The organism is Mesorhizobium sp. USDA 4132 (genome assembly GCF_056279545.1).
On sequence record NZ_JBWCCP010000001.1, the window covers coordinates 3,868,595 to 3,886,774 of the forward strand.

Below are 18,180 nucleotides of genomic sequence, written 5' to 3' on the forward strand. Positions count from 1 at the left end.
GATCAAGGGCCGGCATCAGCCTTGGTGTGCTCGCTCAAAAACGGGCCGAGGCGGGGATAGATCCTGGCCGGTGAGCCGACGACGATCGAATCCGACGGGACATCGGTGGAGACCGCCGTATTCGCTCCTATCCGCACCCGATCGCCGATCCGAATGTCGCCAAGAATGGTGGAATTTACGCCGATAAAGACGTCATCGCCGATCCTGGGCGCGCCGGCGCTCATGTTCGTGCCGATCGTGACATTGTGCATGATGCCGCATCGTTTTCCGATCACGACCGCCGGGTGGATCGAGATCGACCCCTCGACGTGGATGATGTGAAAACCCTCGCCAAGCGTCACTTCGGCCGGGATCCACACGCGCGTCAGCGTTGAAACGACCATGTTGATCGCACCGTAGATCTTCTGGAAGAACCGCCTGGCCGCGTAGCTTCTGCGGCTACCCGCCCATCGACCCAAGCGATAGACCAACAGCGCGATGAAGGCGGCATTGAGGACCGTCCCGCCGTGACGGTCATAGTCCTTGCGCACCAACTGGCCGAACGGGACGGGAGGCGCCTGCAGAGATGCCGTACTATTGTGGTCCTGCATCGCAACCGATTGAGGATGGAGAAAACGAAGCCGTGAGGTCATGCGAACACCATCTCCAATGTGCGGTCGATATCATCCCAATCGACCCTGAAGTTTGCGCAGGTTCCCTCGCCGATGACGAGAGCGTAGCCCTGTCCCTGACGATCGGTGATGATCTTGAGAGCTGAAACCGCCCGGTCCGGGGGCTGGATGACGAAGAGGGTCGCGTCCGGCGGCATGACGGTGAGGCCATGCACCAGATGGCTGCCTTCGACGCCGGCGACGATGCGGGCGCCGGCACAGGCAAGAATAATGTTGTCAACCGACGACGCCATCGGATCGAGGATCCGGAATCCGAGTTTCGATGCGAACTGTTCGGCGATCTCGGCCTCGTTTGTCAGGTTCCGGCTGCTTCCCCCGTTTCCCCGCAGGATGAAGACACCGGGATGAACGGGAAAAGGCGGCACCGACGCCAGCAGCTTTTCGCGCAGCTGATCGGCCCGTTTCCTCTTGCTCGCGTTCTGCCCCTTGTCCCGGAAAAGGACCACTTCGTCGAAATGGACGTCGCTGACCTGGATCGGCTTGAAGCCCAGTTTCTGGGCGTATTGCGGCTCGTGCTCCCACGTGGCCGGCCGCGTCCTGACCGGCGTCTGATATTCGTCCGCCAGCGAATAAGTCAGACAGTCATCCAAAAGCCAGTTGCCGAACCAGCGATTGCCGACCCAGCTCTCGAACAGTGCCCCACTGGCCGATTGCTTGGGGGGCACATAGACCGGCAGCCGGCGGCTGCGAGGCCTGAGGCTCCTCGACGACTTCTGCCCATAGAGTACGCCATCGATCAGGTCGATATTCTTGACCCGGTAACCGACTGTTGCCTCCTGGATGGTTTCGTAATTTCCCCTGAAGCCCTTCAATATCTCGGCAACGGAACCGAATTCCGCACCCGTGATGCGATCGAGATGATGCGGAAGAAATTTGGCAGGGTGGATGAAGCGTCTGACTTGCGGAGCGATCGTCCAACGTTCGCATGCGACCGCCTCGATGTCCGGAACAGAGATCCGGGCCGCTCTTCTCAAAGAATGCATGATCGGCGGAAAAGATATCAATCAACCATCCTCCCGGGGCCCGCGACGGCGCTTCGAACGCTGAGGCTCCATGCCCCCAAACTACCGCCCTGGGCAGGATAATCGCATAGCGGCCAATGGTTTCGCCGTGATCTTTGGGTTATCGGCCTACTCATTTCGAAGTATCAGATAACGATATTTTCCTCGTGCTCCAGCAGTGAAGCAATCGCCTGGGCGCTGATGCGATGGTGGAATTTCGCGGCGATCTTGGCCCGCGATGCCTGCCTCAACCGGCGTGAGAGATCATCGTTCAGCAATACTCTTTCAATGGCGATCGCCATCTCCTCCGGACGCTGCGCTTGAACCAGCATGGCATCCACACCATGGTCGACGAGCTCGCTATTTCCACCGACATCGGTGACGATCACCGGCATCTCCATTGCCATCGCCTCCATGATGGCGACAGAAATCCCTTCGTTCAGACTGGCGAGCACGAAGATATGCGCGTCCTCCAGCCCTTGTCGCACCCGGGTTTCGGAGACCGCTCCCAGAAGTTCGACACAGCCGGTGAGCTTCTTTTCCGCAATCAGGGCTTCCAATGTCCTGCGATAGCCGCTGCCGCCCTGCTCGTCTTCGCCGGCAATCTGCAGGCGGACGTCGATGTCACGCCTTCGCAGAATTTCGACGGTTTGAAGCAGGAGGTCATGTCCTTTCACCGGATTGAGCCTGCCGCAGGTAAAGATCCGGCATGGTTCCCCAGGTTTCCAAGGGTTGTAGGGACGGCTCCTGCGAATCTGCTCCAGATCCACCCCCATCGGCGCAATCGCGATCCGGGACGGTTTCGAGCCGTTTAGCTTGACATCGATATCGTTGAACAACCGCTTGGAGATCACCGTCGCAAAGGCGGCATTCTTCCATTTCTGCCGCTGGTTGGGACCATAGCCCTCGAGTGTCGGGCCATGAAGCGTCAGGCTATAGGGTATTCCGGACAAGAGCGACGCCAGCGCCGCGACGTTCGCCGCGTCGGCGCAGGAATGGACATGAATATGGGACCAGTTTCCACGACGCGCGAGCCGCACAAGCTTGCCGGCAACCAATAGGATGGCGAGCATGCGCAGTCGACCGACTGGAGATTTGATTTCCGCACCGAGAACGGCGGCAAGACTCCGGCCGACCCGACGCGGACCGGCGCGAACAATTTCCGCCATCGCTGCAAGCGCTCCGCGGAAGCCGAGCGGCAGAAGGTAGTCGGTCTCTCTGCGGGCTTCGTCGGCCCAGGCATGTGACGCGATCGCCTTCGGAGGAGGCGCCGTGGAAACGAATTGAGCCTCGATACCGAGCTCGGACAAGGCCTCGTGTTCACGCCACAGGAATATATGGGTCTGACCCGGAAATTCCGGTATGAAGAAACCTATCCTGCGACCCATCACCCCTCCTTGTTCCGACGCTCCCGCGACACGCGACCTTGTCGGCTGCGGCACTCGCATGACAGACCACGCGCGGCCGGTAACCGCAGGCACTAATCGGTTGAATGCAGAAGGATCATGGTCAGCGCCAGGTCGCCATTTCACAAGCTTTCTTGGCGGCGGATGGCCTTATCCTAAAGGGGACGGATCGCTTGGCACTCATCCGTTCGGGTTAGGAACGGGGATTGGACACGTACCTCTTTGTGCCTTGTTTGCAGGTGCCCGACGCGGCCGTAGTATAAACCGTCTTATCCCAGTTGGATGGGAAGGGGTTACCAATCACCGGGGGTCTACAGATGCGTGGGATAACGAGTCTCGCGGGGCTTTTGCTCTGCCTGACATTTGGGGACGTTGCCGCCCAGACAGCCTATCGCCTACAGCCCGGCGATACGCTTCAGGTATGGATTGCCCAGGAGCCAGAGCTCACCCGCGAGGTCGTCATTGCTCCGGACGGATGGCTGTCATTCCCGCTTGCAGGCCATATTCAGAGCGCCGGGCTTTCCCTTTCGGAACTGGAGGCGCAACTTCTCGATCGGTTGAAAACCTATTTCAACGACAAACCCAATCTGACGATCATGCTGCGGCCCAACACCCAGAACCCGCAGCTGATCTACGTTCTTGGCGAGGTCGCCACACCCGGCGCATACCCGTATCGGGCGAACATGACTGTCCTTCACGGCCTCAGCGTTGCCGGCGGCGTTTACCGCACGGCTTTACTGGCCGCCGATCAGGACCGGTCCGTGATTGTACGCCGCGACGTCGAACACTCCCAAAAACGCCTGCAGGAACTGAAGGCCCGCATCGTCCGCCTAGAGGCGGAACTGCGGGGCGAAAAATCCATCGGCACGACCGAAGCGCTTGCCGCCGATCCGGCCCTTGCCCAGGAACAATCGCTGTTGAACGCCCGCATGGAAGCGCTTTCCATGGAGGAAAAAGCCCAGGCACAGGCAAACCAACTCACGGAGCGAAACAGTCTCGCGATGCAGGAGCAGGTCGATACCATGACGAAACGGATCGACCTGGCCAAACGCCGCCTCCAGAGCATCACCGGGCTCGTCGCCAAGGGGGTGACCGAAGGTTCGCAGCAGATGGTCCAGGAAGGCACGATCGCCGAGCTCGAGGGACAGATCAGCCGACTGACATCTGAAATTGCAGTCGCCGAGCGCACCAAGATGGCGGAGCTCGCCCGTTATGATAGCGCTCGACAGGCACAGCGGACCCAATTGTTGGTCGAACTCAACGCAGCCCAGCGCGAGCAGGAAGAAACCGCAGCGCGGCTGGCCGACAGCACGCGGATCATGACCATTTATGGGGAGAGTGCTGCCTCAAGCCAGCAAAGGGAGCGGCGGCAGCTCGGCTATCACGTCGTGCGGACAACGAACGGCGAGACCCGCGAGTTCGTCGCAACCGAGATGACCCCGATCCTGCCGGGCGATCTGTTGCGGGTCGTCTACACAGACCCGACAAAGACCGGGGATGCGGGGGCTGGTCAGCCGGTGGCTCGAGCCGAAACCCGCTCGTCCGAAGTAACGAGGGCAGCTCGATGACGGAGACTTCGTGATGACCAATGTATCTCGTACGCGAAGCAATGAGGCGACAGCATGATCAACGAGTTAGGACGCAATATTCTCTATTATATCGAAATCGCCCTCGCCAAACCTCTCTACGCCATCGTACCAGGACTGATTGCCATTCTGGTTGGCGCCTATCTCATCTACACGATGCCACGGAGCTATTATTCCGAGGCGCTGCTGCTGATGGAATTTCAGCAGATACCAACGACGCTCGTATCGCCGACCGTATCGAACGACCGCCTGCAATTCATCGAGCAACGGGTATTGTCGCGCAATAACCTGCTGGCACTGGCCGAAAAATACCGTCTCTTTCCAAATATGCCGGATACCTTGGCCAAGAACAATTTTGCGGCCTTGATACGCAACCAGATCACTCTGCTGATATCGGTGACCGAGGGTGCCGACCGCGTCGCAAGTAACGCCTCGGTCAGAATTGGCTTCAAATACGGCGATCCCGTCATTTCCGCGAATGTAGTTTCGGACCTCGTTTCGCAAATTATCGAAGAAAACCGACGCATCCGCATGGCACGCGCTTCGGAGGCGACGAAATTCCTGACGCAGGAGGCCAACAACGTCACCCAGCGGTTCCGCGATAGGGAGGGCGTCTGGACCAAATATCTCGAGGAAAACAAGGAATCTCATCCCACACGAATCCCAACCTTGCTGATTGAGCTTCAGGCAAAGGAAGTGGAACTCGCGGCACTCGACCGGGCCGCCGTTGCGCTGAACGAAGAGATAGGAATCTACGAAGCCCAGCTGCGCATGGGCGTCGGACAGACGACCGAAAGTACGCGTTTTCATACACAACTTGTCGAGCTTGAGCGTGATTTCGCAGTCAAGTCGGTCATTTATTCGGACACGCATCCCCAGATTCGCGCCATGAAGCAGCGTCTCGATGAAATGCGGGCTCAAGTTGCACCGGCACCGCGCGACACATCGGGGAATATGCCGACGCCTGAAGAGATCAAGACGCTTTCGCCCGAGCTCATGCTGATCGCAGAACGTATCGCGATGGCAAAGCCGCGCCAGCAACAGAATATCGCCCAAAGGAGCGCCCTTACGGAACGCATCGCCAAGCTGCGGGAGCTTGTCTCTCACGCTCCCGAAGTTGGAGCACAGATCGCGGCGAATGAAGCCGAGAAGGTGTCGTTGCAGCGAAACATGGACGAGATGCAGACTAAGCTCGACGCGGCACGCCTTGGCGAGCGACTGGAGGACGGCGATGCCGCACAGCAGATCGAGGTGGTCGAGGAGCCGGAAGTTCCCAAAGCCGCTACGGGACCACGGCGACTCCAATTGATCGCTGGAGCCTGTGCTGCAGCGGCCATGGCTGCGGCGGCGGGCATCTACGGCGCGCATCTGTTTGACCAGACCATCCGCGGCACGTTCGATCTCGGCGACGCTCTGGCCGGAGAAACGCTGGTGGTCATTCCAAGGTGGAAGCCGAAGCGGCGTATTGCCAGGGCATTCCGGAATTCCGCTTTTGCGAACCCAAGTCCGCTTGCGGGAGGGTGACGTGATTCGACTACGGCCGAACCGCCTCTAGTTGAAAATGGTATCGATGGGACAGGGCAGGAATTTCATGGAAGTTATCAAGAATATTTCATCTCGGGGAAGAATGGCGGAGAGACTGGATGGGACCGGCGTTGCTGAGCTGAATACCAATTACCTCAACGGCTCAGTTATCCACTCCCATGAGGAGTGTCCGCCGCTGCCGGGCATCTCTCCAGTCTCCCCCACCTTTCTGTATTCCAATCGCATCATCGCCTTCGACAGCGACAGTCCGATGGCACATTCCTACGACGTCCTGCGAAACCAGTTGCTCAACGCACACAAGGACCGGGACACGCGGGTGATTTCGGTGACAGCCCCGACGATCGGATGCGGCACCACCGTAACCGCCATCAATCTGGCGCTCAGTTTCGCCCGCGTACCCGGCGCTAATGTCTTGCTCGTCGATGCGAACTCCCGGGATCCCGCAATAGGCAATATACTCGGGCTGTCGCCTCGTCCGGTATCGGACGATCCGGTTCACGGTTGGCTGACGACGGTGGATATTCGAAGCGTCCGTTGTCATCTGCTGCGCGCGGCCTGGGGGCCGGGCAAAATTCCGCTGCCGGCAGACCTGGCGCGGATGACGGCGCAGGTCGATCTTGCGCGACAGATGCTGAGACCGACGATCGTTCTTTTCGATCTGCCGCCCATGTTGAGTTCGGATGAGGTGATCCCGTTTGTCGAAATGTCGGACACCGCCCTGATCGTACTCGCGATCGGTAAGTCAAAGCTTGCGGAACTGGAGATCTGCCGGAGCTATCTTGGCCCCGAGAAAAATATGCAGGTGGTCCTGAACAAAACGAAGAGGCACGGCCTTTGATGGATGTCGAACTTAACCGGCAGGACGACGCCACGGCGCTGAAACTGGTCGTCGTCATCGTCAACTATCGGACCGCCGATCTCACCATCGATTGCCTTGCATCCTTGAGTGTCCCCGGCACGGTCCCGGACGGGACGCGGATCGTTGCCGTCGAGGGGGGATCCGGCGATCGCTCGGCCGATCTCATTGCAGCAGCCATAAAGAAGAACGGCTGGACGAATGCCGTATGCCTTCCGCTGGAAGTGAACGGCGGCTTTGCCTACGGCAACAACCGGGGCATTGAATATGCGATGGCAAACTTCGGTCGACCAGACTATGTCCTGCTCCTCAATCCCGATACCATTGCCCGCCCCGGCAGCGTTACGCGCCTGGTCGAATTCATGGACCGCAAGCCCGACGCCGGCATTGCCGGCAGCCGTCTGGAACATCCGGACGGGAAAGGTCAGGCCTGCGCTTTCCGATTTCCCTCAATTGCCAATGAATTTGAAAGCGAGGCGAAGCTGGGGCCGGTTACCCGCCTGCTCGGGCGCTGGCGCATCGCTCCGGATATGCCGCGGGAGCCCAGCCGGATCGACTGGGTCTCCGGAGCCAGCCTGATGGTCAGGACAGACGTCCTCGATCAGATCGGCACCCTCGATGAAGGATATTTCCTGTATTATGAGGAAGTGGATTTCTGCATTCGGGCAGCGCGCGCCGGATGGTCCTGCTGGCATGTGCCGCAAAGCCGCATCATCCACCTAGTCGGCCAGTCGACGGGCGTGACACGACACGTCAAACCGTCCAGGCGACCAGCCTACTGGTTCGAGTCCCGGCGGCGTTACCATCTCAAGCATCACGGAGCCGTTTTCTCGGTCCTCTCGGACCTTGCCTGGCTTTGCGGACACATCGCCTGGCGCATCCGGCTTCTCGCCGAAGGCAAAAGCTCCAGCGGGCCACCGCATCTGCTGCAGGATTTCATCCGTCACTCGGGGCCGTTTCGCAGGATCTGACCGCTTTCACAAACAACATCCGGCTCAAATGATGCCCGGTCTGGCCATCAATATTTCCAATGCCGCCGCCGACTTGTTGATGTCGTGCCGTTCGAGCGCCCGCCGCCGCCCCGCCTCCCCCTTGCGGAACAACTCGACATCGCTTGCGAACAACGCCTGCCGCATTGCGCCGGTCAATGCCTCCAGGTCACCGGCTGGAACGAGCCAGCCATTGTCCGGTTGAACAAGCTCCGGGATGCCGGCGACATAGGTCGAGATCACCGGGCGCTTCAACGCCATGCTTTCCATCAGCACGACGGGAAGGCCTTCCGCGAAGCTTGGCAGAACCAGAGCCTTGGCGCGAAGAATTTCGTTGCGCACATCGTCCTGTGAGATCATGCCCATCAGTACGACTGTGTCGCCGAGTCCGAGCCGTTCGATCTCGCGTCCGATTTCGGCCCGCAACGGGCCATCGCCGACAAGAACGAGTTCGAAATGCGTCCCCTCGGCCCGCAGGTTGGCCGCCGCCTGAAGCAGAAGGAGATGGCCTTTTTGCTCGGAGAGCCGCGCGACGCAGACAAGACGCGGATCGGAGCGGTTTAGCTCCACATCGTCGCTCAGATAGCGCTGGTCGATGCCGCAATGGACCACCTCGATCTTCCGCCAGTCTCCAAGGTCGGCCCAGCGCAGCAGCTGGCTGCGGCCGTAGGAGCTGACGGCGACCACAAACGACGATGCCCGGATCTTGTCGCCAAGCCCCAGGGTCTCAGGCCGGTCGAACTCCTCCGGCCCGTGCACCGTGAAACTGAACTTCATGCCGCCGATCTCATGCGCCAATGTCGCGACCGTCGCGGGGTTGGTGCCGAAATGCACATGCAGGTGATCGATCTTATCCCTGCGGCACCAATCGGCCAGGATCATCGCCTCCCAGAAATAGACCAGGTGATGCAGGTAACGCCCTCCGGACGTCCTCGCGAACCGGAGCGCAATTCCCAAGGCTTTCAACGAGGGGCCGGGGCGGGCAAGCGCTTGGCGAACGACGCTTGCGAAGGCCCTAATCATTGGCGTCCGCAGGATATGGCGGGTGCGGCGGGCTTCCCCGATATCCTCGGGATCCTTCAATGCGCCGCGAAAGGGGCGTATCGCATATCTTTCGACCCGATGCCCCCTCGCCTCCAGCGCCACGATTTCGCGCCGTATGAACGTGTGGCTCGGCGCCGGATATTGGTTGGTGAAATACGCAATCCGCATTCCACAAGCGCCCCTTCATGTTTGCCTATCGCCGGCAATTCCCCTGGATCAGGTATATCAAAAAGGGTTTCGCGGGCTCAGTGCAACAAAGAGCTTAGGAGCGCGGCATCGGCTTCCACCAAAGAGGTAAATTTACACCAGCGAGCCGAAATTATACAGACAGTATAGAGGCTTATCACGTTCCGAGGCCGAGATCGCGACAGATGACCAATAAACCAACGGCCGGGGGATACGCGCACATGGACATGGATATCCAAATGCACCGCGGCAGCTATTCGGGGCTCGGGGCTGATGTCTGCGTCGTTGTGATCGGACGTAACGAAGGGCAGCGTCTCATCGACTGCCTCAATTCGCTGAAGAACCATCGCGAGCGTACGATCTACGTGGATTCAGCCTCGTCGGACGGAAGCGTCGAGGCGGCCGCCAAGCTCTGCGCAGAGGTTTTGCCGCTCGACATGGCAATTCCATTCACGGCGGCGCGCGCGCGCAATGCAGGTTTTGATGCTGTCATGCAACGCTGGCCCGACACGGCCTTTGTGCAGTTCCTGGATGGGGACTGCGAACTTGACACCAGGTGGATCGCGACGGCCACAACCTTTCTGGTCATGCGCAAGGATGTCGCGCTGGTCTTCGGAGATCGGCGCGAACGGCATCCCGACCGTACGATCTTCAACGCCATGTGCGACCGCGAATGGGAGGGCCCGCCCGGCGAAGTCCCGGCATGCGGCGGCGATATCCTCATCAGAGCCTCTGCCCTCAAGGATCTCGGCGGTTACTCCAACGAGCTGATCGCGGGAGAGGAACCGGAACTTTGCGTCCGCCTGCGAGAGAGGGGCTGGAAGATCTGGCGCCTTCCCTGCGAAATGACGCGTCACGATGCGGACATAAGCCGCCTGAGCCAGTGGTGGCGGAGAAGCGTGCGTTGCGGGCATGCCTATGCACAGGTGTCCCATCTCCACCGGAAATCTCCATCCAGGATATGGACCAGGAATTTCAGGCGCGCGGTTTTCTGGGGCGGTTTGGTACCACTGGCAGCGATCTTCGGCACGGTTCTCGATCCTGTAGGCCTCGCGCTGCTGCTTGCCTATCCGCTTCAGATCCTGCGCCTGGCGTTCAGAACCGCATCCAAACCAGGTGATAGATGGATCTTCGCCACATTCGATGTCCTCGGCAAGTTCCCGGAGATGCAGGGCATCGCTCAGTTTTATGTAAACCGGCTGATCAATCGCCAACAGCGGATCATCGAATATAAATAGTAGCCATTGCTGAACACCGGCTCGGCGGTTGTCCGCCGCTAGTGGCGCGACCCCAGAACCCGCATCTTTTTGACCTCGACGGAAGTCTGCATGACCGGGTATCGCAGCCCGGTTCCCATGCTTTTCATCCCTGCCCTGGCCAGCGGAAAAAACTCCCACTCCATGCCCGCGCCTCGTCTCAGAAGTGCGGCGCAGAGGCCAGAGAACGGCCAGTAGATATAGGGAATGATCGAAACGCTGCTGGTGGTCGCGATAGTAAAGAGCATGGCAGCCAGAAGCGCGAGCACGCCCTCATAACTGACGATATCCGATTTGCTTGTCCAGAACAGGGCAGCGAGCTTGACCGCGAGCACTCCAAAGAACATCGCGAACAACAGCAGGCCGATCAATCCGTAATGGAGTGAAATCTGCAGGTAGGTATTCACCACGTCCACGATGCCCTGCCCCTGGATCATCGTTTGCATCTCCGGCTCGCGCACGAATGTGTCCGATCCGAAAAGCGGATAACGCTCGATGACGATAATCGAGTTTTCGAAAAGCCTGGAGCGATAGGTCTCGCTGCCCTTGTCGGCAGAACCGACAAATGGAAGCAGGTTGGTAAACCGGTCGATGAATGGCGGATGCACAAATATCAGAGTGGCAATACCCGGGATCATTCCGACCAGCAGCTTGAGCGAGACCCGCAGATTGGTCAGCAGCAGCACCATTGCGCAGAGCGCGAAACCAAGCCAGGGGCCGCGCGAGACACTGGACAGAAGCCCGATCATCAGCACGCCGAGCGCAGCATATCGCCAGAGGCCCAACGACTTTGGCGTCCGCAACGCCAGCAGGCAGCCACCCGCGGTCATGCAAAGGAATCCGAACGCGATGGACTCCACCGACGTCGTAGCGGCACGCAGAAAACCGTCGCGGAAAAGATAGACGGTGATCAACACCACGTCCCATTGCAGCACCACCACGTAATAGATCCGCCAGTTTCTCCAGATTTCGAAAAATCCGATCGCGGCAAGCGGCAGCGCCGCTACGACGAAGGCGAGCAATACCTGGTTTATTTCCAGCGCCGAGCGCAGCGATCGGCTGAAGACGAAGTAGGGAAGCAGGATGTCGAGAAAATAGCCCGGTACGACGCGCAGAATAGAATTCAGATCCCCCAGACGCAGGGCAAGCAAGGATATATAGACGAAGAAGGCGATGACCAGGACGTCCGGGCCGCGAAGTTCTCGATTGTCGTGCTCTCTCCAGAGCCTGATCGCGATCGGCAACAGGATGACGACCGCCAGCAGGCGCGGCGGATCAAGATCGATGATCCTGTTGAAAACGCCCGGAATGCCCACCCCGATCGGAACGCAGGGCGCCACGAACATCAGGATCACGTAGAGCAGGACGGGCTGCTTGGAATTTCGATGGATATATAGGCTCATGATCGCAAGCGCGGCAGCGAAATCGAAGAAACTTCGCGACAGGAAAGTAGCGCAGGTCGCGATGACCCAGCAATTGCGCCAAAGCTTGAATTCAGCTTCGCCGATGAGGGGCACGGCAACCTTGCCGGCGATATAAAGCGCGGGAGCACTGATGATCAGAACGTAGAGGAGAGCACGGAGATATTCAGGCATTTAAGCTCTCGCGCCTGAAACCGCGCCCGTGCTAAGACGTCTCGCACTGCGACTTTTCCCCATATGGCTGCCCCTTGCCAATGCGCAACCCCGGCTGCGCGCCTCGACTTAGGCTACACGCCCGGCTCGCCTTCCCACACATATCCAAAAGAGCTAACGCCTACTTCGATCGTAGCCCCCGTACCGCCATTTGCCTTGCTTGCCTGCGCTCCTGCTATGCCGTTCGATTCAAGACGGCCGCGCCCACAGTTCCTGCCCATTGAAACCGACGACCCAACGCCAGCATCAGGAAAGGATCCGCCGTGAACCGCCGAATGTTTCTCCAAATGCTGTCGAATGTCGCGATCGCACCAGTCCTGAGCGGCATCCCCTCCGGCGCCAACGCGGGCGACGAGATTTTTCCCGAACAAGTGGGACTGAACATCACCGGAATGAGCTATTGGGCAACCGAGCAGGCTTTTTCCAACCTCGCCTACAATGCTTCGCCTTGGCGGGTGCAGGTCAAGGACGCCCCCTTCACATGGGATACGCCACTGCCGCCGATGACCAAGGACGGGTATCCGACGCGAGTTCCGGCCGGATCGTTCGTCGAGAGCTTCCTGATCTTCACCGCGCATCGAAAAAACCTGCCTGTCCAGCTTTCGGTCCACTACGACGGCAAGGGCAAGCTTGGCTACATAGCCGGCGCCGAACTGGAGTCTCGGTCGCCGGGGCGCGACGATGTGCGCAATCTTCGAAAGGAAGCGCCCTTCACCTCCATGGTGATGGAAACCGATCCGACCGATCCGATCCGCAATATCCGGGTGTATGAGCGCGGACCAATACCGAAGGAGACGTTCAGGGCGCCATTTCTGGACCGGCTGAGCGGCATGTCGACGCTGCGCTTCATGGACTGGATGGGAACCAACAATTCGAGGGTCCAGAGCTGGAGCGACAGGCCAAGGCCCGGCCAGTTCGGTAAATCCGAACTCGGCGTACCGCTCGAACACATGATCGAACTCTGCAATCTGGTAAAATCGGATCCGTGGTTCAACATGCCCCATCTTGCCGACGACGATTATGTTCGTCATTTCGCGGAACAGGTCAGGAAAGACCTCGACCCGGATCTCAAGATCCATGTGGAATATTCCAATGAAGTCTGGAACACCAGCTTCGATCAGGCCGACCATGCCCGCAGCCGCGGCCTTGCTCTCGGCTTCTCGACCAATGACTACGAAGCGCAGCTCCGCTATTACGCACAGCGGACAAACGAAATACTGGCAATCTGGGAAGACATTTTCGGTGCCGCCAGACAGAGGATCGTCGGCGTCTATTCGGCACAATCCGTAAACGTCTGGACCAGCGAGACGATCCTGTCGTGGAAAGGTGTCAAGGCGCATGCGGATGTGCTTGCGATAGCTCCCTATTTCGGTGGGGGCTTTGGCGCGCCGGACCGACAGGAAGAGGTTTCGAGATGGTCGCTCAACCGCCTCTTCTCGGCACTCGAGAATGAAGTCGAGACAGACAACAAGAAAACCATTCAGGAGCAGGCAGCGATCGCCAAACAATACGGCGTCAAGCTCTACGCCTACGAAGGGGGCCAGCACCTGGTTGGCAGCAGCGGAGCGGAAAACAACGAACGACTGACAAATCTCTTTGTTGCAGCCAATCGCGACCGCCGAATGGGCGAACTCTACCTTCGCCATCTCAGGAACTGGCGGATGTCGGGCGGAGACCTCTACGCCGTGTTTTCGTCGATGAGCGAACCCAATAAATGGGGCAGCTGGGGATTGCTGGAAGAAGAGGGCGGCAGCCACCCGAAATGGCAAGCGATCCAACAGGTTCTTAAGCGCAAACCTGCCCTGTAAGCCGTCTCATCCGCTTTCTGCTCGGCAGTTGGAACCCGCGACATCACCCGAAGGCGGAACCGCGAAAGGTATGGACATACGTCCTTGCCATGGACGCCGGTTGGCGACTGATGCGCTCCATCCCCAAAAGCAATGGGCCTGAAATCCGATGTCCTCGAGGAGCGGATGCCCGCCAGACTTTGGTCGTCGAAAGATTGAGCGGATGCGATGAAGGTATTCATCAAACAACTGACCGGCTGCCTGGGTATGGCAACCGGTCAGCCTACCACGCCGAAACCCGAGGCGTTCTGCTCAAGTCCGCACTACAAAGTACCACAATCCTAGATCGGCGATATTGCAAACGGGCCACACCTCAAGTGTAACTTTCCGATGCCTAATTTAGCTCAATAAATTTTGAGTGAATAGCGATCTACCTCATGTACATCGCCTCAAATCCTATGTGGAAAAAGAGGAATCAACCGGTGATTATTAAATCACATACTTACTGCAACGTTTGATAGAACCTAATCCTTTTGATTGAGTTGATATGGTGTGCAGATAAGGGAATAATACTTTCGCCAAACAGACTGCTGAAGGCTCGAACGGGAAAAACGGTCGGGCCTTCTCCTTTTGGTGAACCTGACATTTCTCATGGCTCGTGGTGTTATGGTGTGCGAGGCGTCCTGTCAGCCTCGATGACTTCCCGTTTGTGGACGCCCTCGCTGTTTGATCGGCGAGGGCTTCTTTTTTGGCAGCAGCGGGAAAGCACCAAGTGCGGGCGTCCCCACGAGCGTTACACCCTGTCAGCGTTCGGTGAATGCTCTCGACATGCTGTCGACAACCGGCTTGATCAGATAGCTGAAAAAAGTCCTGACTGCGGTTTGAATCATGATCTCCGCAGGCATGCCGGGTTGCGGGGTAAATCCCTTGATGCGGGCGATCTCCTCGGACGAGATGTTGATGCGCGCGACATAGACGTCGTGGTTTGAGAGCCCCGCCTTGCTATCCTCCATTGCGTCCGCAGAGACATAAAACACCTCGCCCCTCAGGACCGGGGTGGTGCGCTGGTTCAAGGCGATGAGACGGATCGTCGCCTTTTGTCCCACCTTGACGCTATCGATCTCGTTGCGCGGCACCTTTGCCTCGATGATCAACGGCACGCCGGCCGGCAGGATCTCCATGATCCCCTTGCCGCTTTCGATGACGCCACCCGTCGTATGGTAGTAGGTCCGCACGACCGTGCCGGAGACCGGCGCGAGGATCGTAGCCCGGCGCAGCACGTCGTCGGCTTCGCGTGATTGTTCACGCGCCGCATCACGCTCGCCTTGGATCGATTGCAAGCGGTCGAGTGCCTCCTCCCGATACGTTTCCTCCGCACGCGTGATCTCCTGCTGCCCCTTCAGGAGCTCGGCTCCGGTTTCCGAAACTTCTGCCTCCAGGCGGCCGATCTGCCCCTCGGCATCGGCGATCGCCCGCTCAAGCGCTCTGACCTCGGTTGCGCGCAACAATCCCTTGGTCAGCAGGACCCGCTTGGTATCGTATTCGTCCTTGAGCAACATGAGCTGCCGCGACATGGCATCGCGATGGCGGGTGTAACCTTCGCTCCGGAACTCCAATGCCTTCATATTCTGCTTCAGCAGAGAAAGCTCGGTCGCCAGCTTCATGCGCTGGGCCTTGAAGTTGAGCTGTTGCGTGAGGATAATCGCGGAAACATCCGGGTCATCCCTGAAATCGTTGAGGTATGACGAAATCGTCATGGAGTCGGCGGCCTCGGATTGAGCGGTAAGCCGGGCGGCCGTTGCTTCCAGCCTGACGCGTCTGAGGAAGAATTCCCGTTTCTTGGCCTGCGACGCGGTCTCGTCCAGCCTGATCACCGGCTGGTTTTCGACAACCTGGTCGCCTTCGTTGACCAGCAGTTCCCTGATGATGCCGCCCTCGAAATGCTGAACGATCTTGTTGCGGCCGGTTGCGACGAAACTGCCTTGGGCGATGACGGCTGCCGCAAGCGGGGCGGTCGCAGCCCAGGTGCCGAAACCGCCGAAGGCTATGGCCGTCAGCGCAAGGCCGGCGACCGTCTGTTTCCAGACCGACCGAGGAACCTCCGAGTACCATTCGAGATCGTGTACCTTCGCGACAGCAGACATGCCCCAACCCCTATAGCAACTGATGGCCGAATGACCCGGTATTGATATCGATGCCGCGCGCTTCGATGGCTTTCAGCACGTCCGCCCGCATTCCGAACAGCGCGACGGTGCCGTTGACCAACAGCAGGACCTTGTCGACGCTGCTGAGGAGAGCCGGACGTTGCGTGATCGTCGCGACGGTTATCTTGTGTTCCTTGGCATGCTGAAGTGCGTGGAGCAGCGCCGCATCGCCCGCATTGTCCAGATTGGAATTCGGCTCATCCAGCACCACCATCCTCGGATCGCCGAAAAATGCCCGGGCAAGCGCAATACGCTGCTTCTGGCCGCCGGAAAGAGGAGAGCCATCGGCCGCCACCACGGTTTCGTATCCGTGCGGCAGGCTGGCGATCATCTCATGAACATCGGCAAGCATTGCGGCCCGGTAGATCTGCTCGTCATCCGCGTCCATCCGCATCCGGGCAATATTGGCCTTGATCGTGCCGGGAAAGAGCTGCACGTCCTGCGGCAGGTAGCCGATGTTTTCGCCGAACTGGCGCTGATCCCAGTTCCTCAGGTCCATCAGATCCAATCGGACACTGCCCGACGTGGGCAGGACCGATCCGACGAGCATTTTCCCGAGGGTCGTCTTGCCGGCACCGGAATTGCCGATGATCGCCAGGGAATCCCCCGGCTGCAGGGCAAACGAAACGCCGTTGAGCACGACGCGCTTCGTCCCCTGCGGCACATAAAGGAGGCGCTCGACATCCAGGCGCCCCTCGGGTTTCGGCAGGTTCAGGCGGTCGAAATTCAACGGCGAGGATTTCAGCAGCGCCGATATGCGCGCATAGGCCGCGCGGGACTGGCTGTATTGGTTCCATCCTTCGATGGCCCCTTCGATCGGCGCCAACGCGCGACCCGCAATGATGGAGGCGGCGATCACCATGCCCCCGGTGAGCTGCCCTTCGATCGACAGAAAGGCACCCCAGCCGAGCATCGCGATCTGCGTCAGAAGGCGGCAGGCCTTCGATATGGCCGCAATGGTGATATTCCGGTCCTGGGCGATGACCTGCGACTTGAGCGACGAAGCCGTGTCTTTGCCCCAGATTTGCACGGTCTCGGGGATCATGGCGAGCGCGTTGATGATCTGCGAATTGCGCGACATCGATTCCAGATGAAGATTGGCCTTCACCTGCGCCGTATTGGCTTCGGCAAACGGCTCGGCGGTCATCCGCTGGTTGATCTGGGTGAAGGCCAGCAGCATGAGGGCTGTCAGCACCACGATGAAGCCGAGATGCGGGTGGATGAGGAAGACCGCCACCACGAAGAGAGGTGCGATCGGCGCATCGAGAAACGACAGCAAAGTCCTGGAGACGAGGAATGAACGAACCTGCTGAAGATCGCCCAGCACCTGATATTCGCGACCATTGCTTTGAAGCGAGGCGCGGGCGGCCGCGCTCAGGATCGGAGCGCCAAGTTGTGCCGCGATTTCCACCGCGGTCCGCATCAGGATGAAGCGTCGAAGAGCATCGAAGGCCGCCTGCAGGATGACCGCTCCGACGATCACGATCGTCAACATCACCAGCGTGTCGAGAGAACGGCTGGTCAGCACCCGGTCCGATATCTGGAACAGGTAGGTCGGGATCGCAAGCACGAGGATATTGCTGGCGACGGTGAAAAACATGACGATCGCCAGGTTCCGCCGCACCGCAGTAACGCCGGCGCGCAGGCTGGCAGAAAAGTCGACCGGCGCGAGGCGCTTGTGAAACGTACCGTCGCCGCCACGCCCGCCACCGGTCGTCGGCGGCTTTCCAAAGGGCTTTGCCTCTGTCCGCAATGGCCCGGTGTCGGCATCGATCGTGATCATGCCTTCCGGCGCCTTTGCCTCCGTCGCTTCGCGCTGCGGAGGCTTCGGCTCGATCTCCGGTTCGATGATCCTGCCATTGGCAGGCATGGCCAGAATATCGGCGCCCGACGAGCCCTCGTTCACGCGCAATGAACTCGGTGGTGAGTTCTTGGGTTCCAGCCTGGATATCGTTGCTGAAGAGACTGCGTCACCGGATGACATTTTCAGGCATTCGTCCACGGCGCGCTCCAAT

At 59.3% G+C, this 18,180-nt stretch carries 13 protein-coding genes; 6 read left to right on the top strand and 7 right to left on the bottom strand.

The features are described from left to right. Nucleotides 1-2: 2 nt before the first annotated feature. The 3 genes from ACZ9IU_RS19440 to epsE all read right to left on the bottom strand — a co-directional run bounded on the left by ACZ9IU_RS19440 (nucleotide 3) and on the right by epsE (nucleotide 3,060). Nucleotides 3-632, bottom strand: coding sequence for a serine O-acetyltransferase (locus ACZ9IU_RS19440; protein ID WP_080719222.1), 630 nt, complete (start codon nucleotides 630-632; stop codon nucleotides 3-5). After that, on the bottom strand, nucleotides 629-1,675 hold the full coding sequence (locus ACZ9IU_RS19445; RefSeq protein ID WP_038546024.1) for a glycosyltransferase family 61 protein: 1,047 nt from the start codon (nucleotides 1,673-1,675) through the stop codon (nucleotides 629-631). The genes ACZ9IU_RS19440 and ACZ9IU_RS19445 overlap by 4 nt, the downstream gene beginning before the upstream one ends. Nucleotides 1,676-1,818: 143 nt before the next feature. Then, on the bottom strand, nucleotides 1,819-3,060 hold the full coding sequence (gene epsE, locus ACZ9IU_RS19450) for an exopolysaccharide biosynthesis GT4 family glycosyltransferase EpsE (RefSeq protein ID WP_038546027.1): 1,242 nt from the start codon (nucleotides 3,058-3,060) through the stop codon (nucleotides 1,819-1,821). Between the two features lie 335 nt (nucleotides 3,061-3,395). Between epsE and ACZ9IU_RS19455 the strand changes: the two genes are divergently transcribed. The 4 genes from ACZ9IU_RS19455 (at nucleotide 3,396) to ACZ9IU_RS19470 (ending at nucleotide 8,036) form a co-directional block, all read left to right on the top strand. Beyond that, a complete protein-coding gene (locus ACZ9IU_RS19455) occupies nucleotides 3,396-4,646 on the top strand; it encodes a polysaccharide biosynthesis/export family protein (RefSeq protein WP_080719223.1) in 1,251 nt (416 codons plus the stop codon). 210 nt (nucleotides 4,647-4,856) lie between these two features. Beyond that, entirely contained in the window at nucleotides 4,857-6,188 is a 1,332-nt protein-coding gene (locus ACZ9IU_RS19460; protein ID WP_498957637.1) for a GumC domain-containing protein, read from the top strand. Between the two features lie 67 nt (nucleotides 6,189-6,255). Further along, nucleotides 6,256-7,047 (top strand): P-loop NTPase family protein, encoded by a 792-nt coding sequence (locus tag ACZ9IU_RS19465; protein WP_157885178.1) that lies wholly within the window; start codon nucleotides 6,256-6,258, stop codon nucleotides 7,045-7,047. Further along, the gene (locus ACZ9IU_RS19470) at nucleotides 7,047-8,036 is read left to right on the top strand and encodes a glycosyltransferase family 2 protein (protein WP_051899840.1); all 990 of its coding nucleotides are present in this window, start codon (nucleotides 7,047-7,049) and stop codon (nucleotides 8,034-8,036) included. Before ACZ9IU_RS19465 ends, ACZ9IU_RS19470 begins: the two co-directional genes overlap by 1 nt. Before the next feature lie 24 nt (nucleotides 8,037-8,060). Here ACZ9IU_RS19470 and ACZ9IU_RS19475 read toward each other — a convergent pair whose 3' ends face one another. Then, complete coding sequence (locus ACZ9IU_RS19475) at nucleotides 8,061-9,266, bottom strand: glycosyltransferase (protein ID WP_038546039.1); 1,206 nt, start codon at nucleotides 9,264-9,266, stop codon at nucleotides 8,061-8,063. A gap of 239 nt (nucleotides 9,267-9,505) precedes the next feature. On the opposite strand from ACZ9IU_RS19475, the gene ACZ9IU_RS19480 reads away from it, so the two are divergent. After that, nucleotides 9,506-10,522, top strand: a complete 1,017-nt coding sequence (locus ACZ9IU_RS19480; RefSeq protein ID WP_367396513.1) for a glycosyltransferase family 2 protein — start codon at nucleotides 9,506-9,508, stop codon at nucleotides 10,520-10,522. A 38-nt stretch (nucleotides 10,523-10,560) separates the two neighbouring features. Here the strand turns inward: ACZ9IU_RS19480 and ACZ9IU_RS19485 are convergent, their stop codons facing one another. Then, on the bottom strand, nucleotides 10,561-12,135 hold the full coding sequence (locus ACZ9IU_RS19485; protein WP_038546042.1) for an O-antigen ligase family protein: 1,575 nt from the start codon (nucleotides 12,133-12,135) through the stop codon (nucleotides 10,561-10,563). A gap of 302 nt (nucleotides 12,136-12,437) precedes the next feature. On the opposite strand from ACZ9IU_RS19485, the gene ACZ9IU_RS19490 reads away from it, so the two are divergent. After that, nucleotides 12,438-13,982 carry a hypothetical protein gene (locus ACZ9IU_RS19490; protein WP_244447441.1) on the top strand — a complete coding sequence of 515 codons (1,545 nt, stop codon included), beginning with the start codon at nucleotides 12,438-12,440 and terminating at the stop codon, nucleotides 13,980-13,982. 782 nt (nucleotides 13,983-14,764) lie between these two features. On the opposite strand, the gene ACZ9IU_RS19495 is transcribed toward ACZ9IU_RS19490, so the two are convergent. Next, the gene (locus ACZ9IU_RS19495; RefSeq protein ID WP_038546045.1) at nucleotides 14,765-16,105 is read right to left on the bottom strand and encodes an HlyD family type I secretion periplasmic adaptor subunit; all 1,341 of its coding nucleotides are present in this window, start codon (nucleotides 16,103-16,105) and stop codon (nucleotides 14,765-14,767) included. A gap of 10 nt (nucleotides 16,106-16,115) precedes the next feature. Further along, complete coding sequence (locus ACZ9IU_RS19500) at nucleotides 16,116-18,149, bottom strand: type I secretion system permease/ATPase (protein ID WP_437179029.1); 2,034 nt, start codon at nucleotides 18,147-18,149, stop codon at nucleotides 16,116-16,118. Nucleotides 18,150-18,180: the final 31 nt, after the last annotated feature.